This window comes from Streptomyces sp. NPDC004561, assembly GCF_053602155.1.
The window spans coordinates 1-10,388 of record NZ_JBSGDB010000325.1 but is presented as its reverse complement, the minus strand read 5'-3'; the positions used below and the strand labels follow the sequence as shown (position 1 = coordinate 10,388).

Here is a 10,388-nt window from a genome sequence, read left to right as displayed (position 1 = left end):
GGTGGGGTGGGGGTGCGGTGGGGGTGGTGGGGTGGGGGAGGTGTGCCGGGGTGCCTCATGTCTGGAATGTGGGTGTTCTGTGCGGCGTGGGTCGTGTTTTTTGCGGGGTCGGTGCGGGGTCGGTGCGGGGCCGCGGTGGCTGCGGTGGCGTGTGCGTGGAACCCGCGCCGGAAGCCTCCTTCTTGTTGTCTTTTCCGTGGCTCCGCATGGGGTGCCGGTTTTCGGGTCCGGTTTTCGGGTCCGGTGTGGCTTTCCCTTTTCTTGTTGTTGGTCGTCCGGTCTTGTTTTTGGTGGTCCGGGGGTGGTGTCGGCGGCGGGCGTCCCGGCCGTCGTCCCGGCCGTGGAGGGTCTCCCGGCGCAAGTCCCTGCGCGGGGGGTGGCCGGTCCTGGCGTGGTCGTCGAAGGCGGGTTCATGTCCTGGGGCTTCTCGGAGAGGTTCCCGTTCGGCGCCGGTGGCCGGTATGGGTTTTGGCCGGCCGGTTCTGCAGGTCCGCCGTAACACCGTGTGTCACCGTCTGACCCGTCTCGCCGGCCTCCTGGGCGCAGTCCTCCAGGACCCCGGTGTCCGCGGGGAGTTCTGGTTCGCCGTGCAGTGGCTGCCCGGTGTGCCGGCCGACGCCCGGCGTGCGCGTTCCTGTACCCCGTGCCACCACGGTCGTTGCCCAGGCCTTGCAGGGACAGGCGAGGAGCCCCCCTCGTGGGGGGCTCGGCTGTACTCAGTCTGTAGCTGGAAGTGCTGCCGGGGGTTCGGTCCGTCGGGTCCCCGGGGGGCGGTGGCTGTGCCGTGCGGCGGTTTCCTGTGCCCCTGGGAGGTTCGGGGCGGGTGTGTGTAAGCACTTCTTTGGGCATCAGCGCACCAGCGTTTCGGGGCTCCACTGACGTACCAAGTTGATCTGGCTCCACCGGTATGACGAGACAGTTCAGGCCAGGGTCAGGAGGGCCTGCGCGTCGCATCTTGCGGCGTGATCGGACAGGGGATGACTTCGTTCTGGACTGGTAAGCGGGTACGTCTGCGCGGTATCGAGCCCGAGGGCTGGACGGTGTTCGGTCGCCGGGCCCTCGACATCGCGCCGAAAGTCGCCCCGGTCGGGCCACGTCAGAGGAGATGGAGCACCTCGGCCGGCGCGCCGGGACGCTGGTCAACGGGCAAGGGATCGACCAGGTGGACCCGGCACCCCAGCGTGGCAGCGCCGACGTCCGCAACAGGCTCGTCTCCCACCATGAGTGCATCGCCGGGTGCCACTCCGAGCTTGTCGCACGCCATCTGGAAGATCCGGGGATCGGGCTTCTTCACCCCGCGCTCGAAGGAGAGGAAGTAGGCGTCCACGAGGGCATCGACACCGTGGTCGCGGAAGACGGGGCGCATGTCCCAGCCGATGTTGCTGACGACAGTGACCGGGATGCCTCGCGCGCGCAGGGCGCGGAGGGTTTCCTCGGTGTCGGGATAAGGCAGCCATGCCCCGGACACTTGAGAACGTTCATACAGGGCCTCGGCCAGGTCAGCCGCAGGCAGCTTCGCTTCCCGGGCAAGGGCTGTGAAGGCCGCCCGGTGTCGTTCGGCGGTCAGATCGCGCTCCCGCCACAGTGCCTCCAGATGGGGCGGCACTTTACGCGGAGGAACCCCTCCGGGCTGAGCCCCGGACTCTTCCAGCCGGCTGACGCACGCGTCGAGTTCACCCTCGGGCACGTCCAGGCGGGCCTTCGTTGCCACCGCGCGCAGCCACTGCGCGGCCGATTCGATCCGGAAGAGGGTCCCGGAGAAGTCGAACATCACACCCTTGATCATGCAGCCGATCCTGGCGGCGCCGAGGAGCCGGCCGCAAGCCCAAGACGATCAAGATCTGCAACCCTCCACGCACCTGTCGGGGGCGCGCCGGCGGAGGTCCACCGAGGGTTCAGAACTACCGCCAGCACCCCCCCACTCCGGCCAGCGGAACCACCCGATCGAAGTGGGGCCAAATCACCTTGCTGCAGGGACGTGAATCACACCGACACATGCCCCCTGCGACCCGCCGCTGGGGCCAAAACAACTCCGTGCACTGGAGCCGAAACAAGTGCTTACAGACAGGGCGGGTGCGGGTGCGGGGCGGGTGGGGTGGGGTGGTGACGAGGCCCCGGGAGCGGGGTGCGAGGACGTGGGGTCTGTCGCTCGGCGGTCCGAGGGCCTCGTGCGGTACCCGCCGCGGCTGTGGTGGCCGCTTGCGGTCGTCTGCGGTTGTTGCGGGGGTGGTGTTCTAGGGGGTGACGCCGTGGGCGGCCAGTTGGTCGGTGGCCTGCTCGTAGGTGTGGGTGAGGAGTTTGCGGGTGGCGTCGATGATGTTCTGGGTGGCGCCCTGGACGGTGCCCTGGGTGTTGTTGGTGCCGCTCTGGGTGCCGCCCTGGGTGTTGTGGTTGCCGGCGCCCTGGGTGGCTCCCTGGGTGTTGTTGTTGCCGGCGCCCTGGGTGGCGCCCAGGGTGTTGCGGGTGCCGCTGAGCGTGCCGCCCTGGGTGTTGTGGGTGCCGCCCTGGGTGCCGCCCTGGGTCTGGGTGTTGCGGGTGCCGCCCTGGGTGCCGCCCTGGACGTTGTTGGTGCCGCCCTGGGGCCCGCCCTGGGTGTCGGTGTTGCGGATGCCGCCCTGGGCTCCGCCCTGGACGTTGTTCGTGCCGCCCTGCGCACCGCCGAGGGTGTTGCCGGTGCCGCCCTGCATGCCGCTTTGGACGTTGCCGGTGCCGCCCTGGGTGATTCCGGTGCCGCCCTGGGTGCCGCCCTGCCCGTTGCCGAATTGCACGTTATTGCTATTACCATCCCCTTTGTTGATGATATTGCCGTAGAATCCGTTGTTGAAAACGATGGTGACCGGTGCCGGGGATACGGGAGCGGTGCCGGTTTCCGCGGAAGCCTGGCCCGCTGTTGCGCCCGTCAGTGCCATGGCGGCGGCGAAAGTCAGGGTTGTGTAGATGCCGACCCGTTTCACGGCAGTCCTTTCGTGCGGTAGGTGGGGGACAGGAATTCCTGCCGGACCAACCTGGCGCAGAAAGCCGTGGTGCAACTACGGCGACACGGGTGATGTCACCCGGACAGAGTGCCGGCGATATCGGCCCCCTTCATGGAGAGCCGTCTCGATCGGCTCGATCAGTCTCAGTGTCGTGCTGACGATGGTGGAGCGTCTGGTTCCGGGCGGGTTGGGGGAGCTGTGCCGGCGGGTGGTGCCCCCGGCGCCGGTGCGCCCGCAGGGCGGGGCCGGCGGCGTCAGCGTCATGGCGGTTGTGGCCGTGAATCGTGTTCGTAGCCGCGACGGGGTGCACGTGGCGTTTGGTGCCGCCGGTTTCCGGCCTGTCCGGGCCGGGCGTGCACCCCGGTTCACCCGGGGGGAGCAGGGCCCGGGTGTGGGGAAGGCTTCACCGCCTGGTCCTGGACGGACGCGGCGCACGCGGGGAGTTGGACTGGTCGCGCTGCGCCATCGGCTCGGCGAGCCCGCGCGCCATGAAAGAGGGGGCTGACGGGCCCGGATCCGGTGGACCGGGGCAAAAAAAAGGGGGATTGAAGATCCACTTGATTGCCGAGCGGACCGCTCTGCCCTCTCTCGGTCGGCATCTGCGCTGCCGGTACCCACGACAGTCAGGGGCTGGAACCTCTGGTGCGGGGCGTGCCTCCCCTCCGCTCCCGGCGCGGGCCTGGTCGGTGACGGCCCGCCGAGCTCCACGGCGACCAGGGGTACGACTACGACCGCCTGCGCCGACGGCTCCGCTCGCGGAACATCACGCCGCGCATCGCCCGCACGGGCATCGAGTCCTGCCAGCGGCTGGGCCGTCACCGCTGGACCGCGCAGAGAACGGTGGCCCGGTCTGCTGGATGCCGCCGCCTGCACCGCCGCTGCGCACGCAAGGCCGACGCTTCCTCGCGTTGGCCGGCACCGCCACCCTCGTCCGCTCTCGCAGGCTCGACGGCTTCGCACCGCGGTCATGCGATGGCGCGCGCGAACCGGTGTGCCCACTGTGGTCTTCGTGGCAGAACCCAAATACCGGATCCGAGCCCTGCACACGGACTCCACGGTCACCGTCTACCAGGCCTACGCCCCGGAGATCGGCATGCCGGCCGCCCGGGAGGGGCGTTTCCCGGCGGCGTGGCAGCGGGACCGGATGACGTGGATCAAGCCGTCCTTCCTGTCGATGATGTACCGCTGCGTGTGGGGCACCGAAGAAGGACAACAGACCGTCCTCGCCGTCGAGATCTCCCGCGACGGCTTCGCGTGGGCACTGGAACACGCCTGCCTGTCCCACTACGAGCATGGACTCCACGCCGACCGCGCCACGTGGAAGCACCGATTGAAGCGGGCTGCGGCCCGGGTGCAATGGGACCCCGAACGCGACCTGCGCCTTCAGCCACTTGCCCACCGATCGCTCCAGCTCGGCCTCGCCGGCGAAGCCGCACGTCTCTACGCCGATGAGTGGACCGTCTCCATCACCGACGTCACATCGCTCGCCCACACCATCCACGCGCATGTACGGGAAGGGGATCTGGACGCCGCGCGGCGGCTCCTGCCCCGTGAACGTCCCTACCCCGTGCACGACGGGGTCCTGGCTCACCTGCATCGATGATCCGAACTGCCAGTTGGGATGATCTCCAAGGGGACCGGGCTGTTTCCGTCCTGCGGTTGCAGACCACGCGCGAGGAGACCGGCGCGGCCCACTGTGAAACCATGATCCGCCGGGCGATGATCGCTCTCATGGTTCGCCGGCTCGCCCGAGCCCGCTCGGCGCCCCGACCGGGCCCTCGGCCGCTCTCACGCGCCGCCGGCCGGCACAGCGCACATCCCGTGCAGCGCACGTCCCTTCAGGTGTCGTACGAGCCGTCCCACGGCGCGCTGAACCCGAGCCGGTTCGAGCCGAGTCGGGTGGAACTCGGCCCGGTCGTCCTGTTCCTCTGCCTCGGGATGCTCCCCGTGGCACTCGCGGACCAGGCCGAACCGTGTGCCGTCGGCCTCCACGGCGCACGGGGCGATCGCGATGTCGGTGAAGTGCCGCCCGGGCAGCGCGTCCAGCCACTCGTGCAGGAGCCGCTGCGCGGCTTCCCCCACGGGTGCCTTCGCCGGCCCGTCAGCGACCGTTTTGGCTGCACTGATCCGGGAGTCCAGGTGCCGGCCGGCGGCGTCGAACTCGTGCAGCACGCAAGTACCACCGCCGAGTACCCGGCCATCGCCGTCCCGGCCTGCGAAAACACCGCTGACGTGAGCGAAGGACTGGCCTCCGTCCCACTGCCCGATCGTGGGCGTTCGGTAGTTCGGTTCATGCCGAATGGGAACCGGGCCGAATGGGAACCGGGTCAGGCACAGTCATGGCCGCACCCTGCGTGCCGGCCACGACAGAACGGATGCTTGCCTGGCCTGGTTCGCCGCAGACCTCACACGCTCTCTCAGTGAGTGCCGCCGGGATCGGTCTGGTTGTGGTCGGGCTGCTTTGCCGGGGCTTGGAGGCGGCCGCGGGACGGCGCACGCGGGCGGTTTCCCCGGGGCCGGGATGCGGTGGCAGCCGGTGCCGGCGGGGGTGTGGCGGGCAGTTCGGTGATCGGGGTGGCCGGGTGGCCGGGGTTCGGGTGGCGCGTCGCGGCCGGGGTGGGTGGCGCGTCGTGGCCGGGGTCGGGCGGCGCGTCGTGGGCGGGGCGGTCGGCGTTCCCGGTGGTGGGGCTGGGGCTGTTCGCCGGTGGGGTCGGGGGCGGGGGCGACGGCCGGGTCTGGTCGCCCCCGCGCGGGTGTGGGGTGCGGTGTCGTTTCGCTGCTGGTGGGGTGGCCCGGTTCGCTGCCGGTGCGGGCGGGCTCGGTTCAGTGCTGGTGGGGGTGGTTCGGTCGGGTGGGCAGCAGTGCGTGGGCGGACACGTAGTCGGCGACGTGGGTGCCGATCGCCCTGCCGTCCTCGGCGTCCCAGCGGTAGTGCACGCCCAGCCAGAGCCGGCTGAACTCGCCTTCCTGGGCGACCTGGCTGAAGCTCCTCATCGGGCGGTAGGCCTCGAGGGTGTGCGGGTCCTCGGAGTGGGCGGTGAAGGAGGCGTTGTCACGGCCGAAGAAGTGCTTCATCGCGCCTGCCCAGGCGGCGGTGAAGTTGGCGTGCCCGGAGGTCCAGGCGGAAAAGCACGGGGTGAACGGTGCCCCGGCGCGGTCCGCGCTGAGGGGCTCCCAGGTGGTGTTCGCGCCGCCCGTCGCGTGGATCGCGGTCACCGGGCGCCACAGTTTGATCGGGGTGTCGAACTTGGTGTCCCAGGCCGCGATCCCGGCGTCCGCCAGCGACAGCGCCGACGTCGCGAACAGACGGGTGGTGTCGTACGTGCCGAGCCGGAACTTCCTGGCGACGATCCCGGTCAGCTCGAGCATCTGTCCCGGGGGCTTGTAGGTGCCGTCCAGGTCGTGGTCCCAGAACCAGCCGATGACGGTCTGTTCGTGGGTGCGCTCGGTGGAGTCGACGGCGCCGACCCGCCGCACCTCCTCGCGCTGGCTCGCGTACTGGGGGCTGGCCACCATATCGGCGTAGGACGTGAAGCCGCGCAGGGTGGGAGGCCGGAACTGCGAGCCGGAGCGGAGCACGAACGGTCTCACCTTGCCCCAGTTCGGGGTCACCGCGTCGCCCGGCTGCCTGCAGTCGGCTTCACCCGTGGGCCGCCAGGCTCCGGGTGTGGTGGTGTCGCCGCTGTAGCGGTCGGGGTTGTCGGATCCGTCGCCCGCCCGGGCCCGGTTGATCTGCCTGACCACCGGGTCGACGACCAGGCGGTCCAGGGGGTCGTAGGAGTGGGGGGAGCGGCCGGTGCGGGCCCTGAACCGGGCGTCGATGTAGGCCTGGTCGGCCGGGAACAGCTGCGAGATCATCCGGTACGCCGTGCGGTCGATCAGCCGCTCCTCCTCGTCCGCACGCGGCCGCGACCCTTTGGCGGCGTACTTCAGCGGCCGGTTGAGGTAGGGCTGGTACTTCAGGGATTTGTACGTGTACTGGTAGGCGCTCTCGGCGTTGTAGACCGCCGCGTAGACCATCGCCCCGGCCCTGGTGAGTCTGCCGGGCGAGGCGTCCCAGCCCCGCGCATTGCGGAACGTCTGGAGCAGGACCTTGTTCCAGTACTGCGTCGGATCGTCCTTGTGTCCTGTCGCGGCGGCGGCCTGCGGCGCACCGGCCGCCACCGGACTCAGCCCGGCGAGCAGGGCAGCGGCCACGACAGCGGCCCGCAGCCCTCCCAGGCGTCCGCCGAGACGGGACTTCACGCCCGCAAGCAGGGACTTCGCGGCCGGCCGGCGGCCGTGATCGGGCTCGGGAGCCATGGCATTCCTTTCGACGTCGCTGATCAACAGCGGCAGCGTAAGGTCGCATATGCCAAGATCAGGATGAACCACGCCGAAATACCGATGATCCTATATACGTCAGGATTTGTGCGGAAACGCCCGTCCGGTCGTGACTGACTGACTGTCAGCCGGGCCGTGACGGCCCGGGCATGACGAGGTCTCACCCGGGCGGGTGGTCTGCCGCGGCCGCCGAGCCGCGGCCGCCGAGCCGACTCCGCAGAGAGGGGGCGTGCCCGGCCGCCTGGTCGCCTCGGTCGCCGGGCTGCCGGGCGTCCGCGCCGGCATCCTCTGCCACCACATCCCGGACCCGAGGCAACGGCGCGCTCCCAGACCTGAGGGAACGGTGTGGTCCCGGGCCTGAGGGATCTGCGCGCTCCCGGGTCTGAAGGAGCGGCGCGATCCCGGGCCGCCTGGAGGGATGGTGCGCCGGTGCCGTCCCTCGGCGGCTCGACGTCCCCGCGATGGGGGCGGGCCCCGGCGGGGTCGGTCTCGCCGGGGTTTGCCGGCCTCGCCTGCGCACGCCCGGTTCCCGGGGGTGGTCCCTGGCGGCCCTCTGCCCGGTTCGCCCGGGATCCCGCGCCTCTCGCCCCCCCCGGGGGGCTCGCGGTCATCCCGTGTCTGTGCGGGGCGGTGCGCTGTGTCGGTGCCCCTGTCTCCTCGGCGTCACGCGCAGCCCCCCGGCTTCGCCGTCGGTGACCTCTGCCGTCCTTGGCCGGGCTGTGCCGGGGAAGGGGGCTGGGTGTCCCGCGGGGGCGGGGCTCGGCGGGGGTGGGGCTCAGGCGGCGGGGGTGGGGCTCAGCGGTAGGCGGCGAGGAAGGTGCGGACGCCGGTGGTGGCGTAGTGGTCGAGGTCGGTTTCGGTGTGCTGGGGGGTGCCGGTGAACATGGCCTGGTTCACCGGGATCCACAGCAGCAGGCCGGCGAAGTGGCCGGCGGCCAGCATCGGGTCGTCGGTGCGGAGCAGCCCGGCGTCGGTCAGGCGCTGGAAGGCGGCCGCGAGGGTGGCAAGGACCCGTCCGAAGCCCTGCTCGTACCAGGTGGCGCCCAGGTCGGGGAAGGCCTCGGCGTTGGCGATGACCAGGCGCCGCAGCTTCAGCACCCGGGGCTGGGTGAGGGCGGTGAGGAACCGGCGGGCGAGCCGGTTCAGGTTCTCCTCCAGGCGGGCGGCGTCGGCGGGGATGTCGGCCACCAGGTCGATCACGGCGTCGACCCGGTCGGTGGTGGCCAGGACGATCTGCGCGAACAGCTGCTCCTTGTCGGCGAAGTGCTTGTAGACGGTCTGCTTGGACACCGCGGCCAGCCTGGCGATGTCGTCCATGCTGGTGCCGGCGTAGCCCTTGTCCAGGAACACCTCCGTCGCCGCCTCGAGGATCGCCTGGTGCTTGCGGGCCGACCGGCCCGGTGCGCTGGCCTCCATGCCACCACCTCCATCCCGTGAGTACTGGACAGTCCAGTTTCCCCTTGGGTACTGTACCGTCCAGTTCCACACCAGTACCACACCGTCCAGTTCTTCCGGCCGATGTTCCCGGACCAGGAGGGAGGGGCCGCGTGACCCACCCGCTCGACGCCCCGGTTCGTCCCGCGCCACGGCCGGCCGGCGCCTTCCGTCCCCGCCCGCCCGGGGCCCCCGGCTCCGCGGCGGTGAGGCCCGCGCCCGCGCCGCCCCCCGCCTGCACCGCCGCACGTCAAGACCGCCTCTGCACCGCACCCACCGACAGGAGACCGTGACCTCATGACCGCACCGGTGAAGGGTCCCGCCAGCTACTTCCCCTCGATCGAGAAGAAGTACGGACGCCCGATAGCGCAGTGGAAGGACCTCATCCGCGCCTCCCCGCTGACCAAGCACATGGAACTGGTGGCCTGGCTCAAGACCGAGCACGGCCTGGGACACGGCCACGCCAACGCCCTCGTGGCGCACACCCTGGCCGAGGACACCGGGCGGCCGTAGCCCGCGCCCCCCACCCGTGAACCGGGAAAGACGGCACACCCGCAGTCGTACCGGGGCCGGATCACCGGCCGCCCGCACCCGCACCCGCCGCTTCCCCGGGACGCCCCGCACCCCGGCAACCCCCGTGGCCCCCGGCGCCGTCCCGCGGCCGCCCGCGACCCCCGCGGTGCGCTCCAGCCCGCGCCCGGGCCGCCCCCGCACCCGTACCGCGTCGAGCCACGCCGAGCCTCGGGGGGTGCCTGCGGCCCGGCAGTTCCCGCCCGCGCCCGGGCCGCCCCCGCGCCCGTACCGTGCCGGGCCGCGCCGAGCCTCGGGGGTCCCGCGGCCCGGCAGTTCCCGCCCCCCTCACCGCCCGCGGAGCCGCCCGCAGTTCTGCGGGCGGGCCCGCCCGTTTTCCTCGACTTCCGCCCTCCAGGAGGCTGTTCATGTTCGAAGGTGACCGCGTCCGGCTGCGTGCTCTGCGTGCCGAGGACGCAGAGCACCATCTGCGCTGGCGCAACGACCGAGAAGTGGTCCGGTGGGCTGCCGCCGGCGACCCCTGCTTCGGACCGGTCACCGCGGAGGCCGTCGCGCTCGCCTTCGAGACCATGCTGCGCCTGGTGCCCAGGGAGTCGGCCGTCTTCACGGTCGAGGACCGGGCGGACGGCCGTCCGATCGGCATGGCCGACTACCGCGACCTCGACCCGTACACGGCGACGGCCACCCTCGGCGTCACGATCGGCGAACGGGAGTACTGGGGACGCGGTCACGGCAGCGAGGCCGTGCGGCTGCTGACGGGCCATCTCTTCGGCGCCTACCCGCTGCGGCGCCTGGAACTGGACACCTGGAGCGGCAACGAACGCGCCCTGCGCGCCTTCACCCGGCTCGGCTACCGCGAGGAGGGCCGCCGCCGGGAGGCCGTCGAGGTGGACGGCCTCCCGTACGACCGTGTGCTGCTCGGCATGCTCCGCAGGGAATGGCAGGAGTCGCGCGAACACCCCGCACCCGCCTCCCGGGACCGGAGCGAAGCCGCACGGCAGGAAGCCGAGGGAGCGGGCGGGAGCGTGAGCGGGGCCCGGCCGGGACGTGGATGGTGGAGTAGAGGGCGAGGATGCCGCCCAGCGTGGCGTCGGGCAGGTCCAGGGCGGTCATCGAGCCGACGTG

Annotated in this window: 7 protein-coding genes and 3 pseudogenes; 4 read left to right on the top strand and 6 right to left on the bottom strand. The window is 71.4% G+C overall.

The window, feature by feature from the left end:
• Positions 1-1,096: 1,096 nt before the first annotated feature.
• The gene (locus ACWEN3_RS32190) at positions 1,097-1,786 is read right to left on the bottom strand and encodes an HAD family hydrolase (RefSeq protein WP_452977950.1); all 690 of its coding nucleotides are present in this window, start codon (positions 1,784-1,786) and stop codon (positions 1,097-1,099) included.
• 448 nt (positions 1,787-2,234) lie between these two features.
• On the bottom strand, positions 2,235-2,768 hold the full coding sequence (locus ACWEN3_RS32185; RefSeq protein ID WP_452977947.1) for a hypothetical protein: 534 nt from the start codon (positions 2,766-2,768) through the stop codon (positions 2,235-2,237).
• Positions 2,769-3,135: 367 nt separating this feature from the next.
• Between ACWEN3_RS32185 and ACWEN3_RS32180 the strand changes: the two are divergent.
• Both ACWEN3_RS32180 and ACWEN3_RS32175 read left to right on the top strand, forming a co-directional pair.
• Positions 3,136-3,922: pseudogene (locus ACWEN3_RS32180) on the top strand (IS5 family transposase); the annotation flags it as partial.
• Between the two features lie 20 nt (positions 3,923-3,942).
• A complete protein-coding gene (locus ACWEN3_RS32175) occupies positions 3,943-4,578 on the top strand; it encodes a DUF4291 domain-containing protein (protein WP_452977944.1) in 636 nt (211 codons plus the stop codon).
• Positions 4,579-4,763: 185 nt separating this feature from the next.
• Here ACWEN3_RS32175 and ACWEN3_RS32170 read toward each other — a convergent pair whose 3' ends face one another.
• The 3 genes from ACWEN3_RS32170 to ACWEN3_RS32160 all read right to left on the bottom strand — a co-directional run bounded on the left by ACWEN3_RS32170 (position 4,764) and on the right by ACWEN3_RS32160 (position 8,714).
• A complete protein-coding gene (locus tag ACWEN3_RS32170) occupies positions 4,764-5,147 on the bottom strand; it encodes a hypothetical protein (protein WP_452977941.1) in 384 nt (127 codons plus the stop codon).
• A 651-nt stretch (positions 5,148-5,798) separates the two neighbouring features.
• Positions 5,799-7,277, bottom strand: coding sequence for a vanadium-dependent haloperoxidase (locus ACWEN3_RS32165; RefSeq protein ID WP_452977938.1), 1,479 nt, complete (start codon positions 7,275-7,277; stop codon positions 5,799-5,801).
• A gap of 816 nt (positions 7,278-8,093) precedes the next feature.
• Positions 8,094-8,714: a TetR/AcrR family transcriptional regulator gene (locus ACWEN3_RS32160; protein WP_452977935.1), complete on the bottom strand. Its 621-nt coding sequence runs from the start codon at positions 8,712-8,714 to the stop codon at positions 8,094-8,096.
• Between the two features lie 315 nt (positions 8,715-9,029).
• Between ACWEN3_RS32160 and ACWEN3_RS32155 the strand changes: the two genes are divergently transcribed.
• Together ACWEN3_RS32155 and ACWEN3_RS32150 are read left to right on the top strand one after the other, a co-directional pair.
• On the top strand, positions 9,030-9,245 hold the full coding sequence (locus ACWEN3_RS32155) for a DUF4287 domain-containing protein (protein WP_452977932.1): 216 nt from the start codon (positions 9,030-9,032) through the stop codon (positions 9,243-9,245).
• 425 nt (positions 9,246-9,670) lie between these two features.
• Positions 9,671-10,117, top strand: a pseudogene (locus ACWEN3_RS32150) (GNAT family N-acetyltransferase); the annotation flags it as partial.
• Between the two features lie 187 nt (positions 10,118-10,304).
• On the opposite strand, the pseudogene ACWEN3_RS32145 reads toward ACWEN3_RS32150, so the two are convergent.
• Positions 10,305-10,388: pseudogene (locus ACWEN3_RS32145) on the bottom strand (SAM-dependent methyltransferase); the annotation flags it as partial.

Excerpts from the sequence above, each read along its gene's own strand:
- ACWEN3_RS32165 (WP_452977938.1), bottom strand. The coding sequence starts at position 7,277 with ATGGCTCCCGAGCCCGATCACGGCCGCCGGCCGGCCGCGAAGTCCCTG.
- ACWEN3_RS32190 (WP_452977950.1), bottom strand. The coding sequence starts at position 1,786 with ATGATCAAGGGTGTGATGTTCGACTTCTCCGGGACCCTCTTCCGGATC.
- ACWEN3_RS32155 (WP_452977932.1), top strand. The coding sequence starts at position 9,030 with ATGACCGCACCGGTGAAGGGTCCCGCCAGCTACTTCCCCTCGATCGAG.
- ACWEN3_RS32175 (WP_452977944.1), top strand. The coding sequence starts at position 3,943 with ATGCGATGGCGCGCGCGAACCGGTGTGCCCACTGTGGTCTTCGTGGCA.
- ACWEN3_RS32160 (WP_452977935.1), bottom strand. The coding sequence starts at position 8,714 with ATGGAGGCCAGCGCACCGGGCCGGTCGGCCCGCAAGCACCAGGCGATC.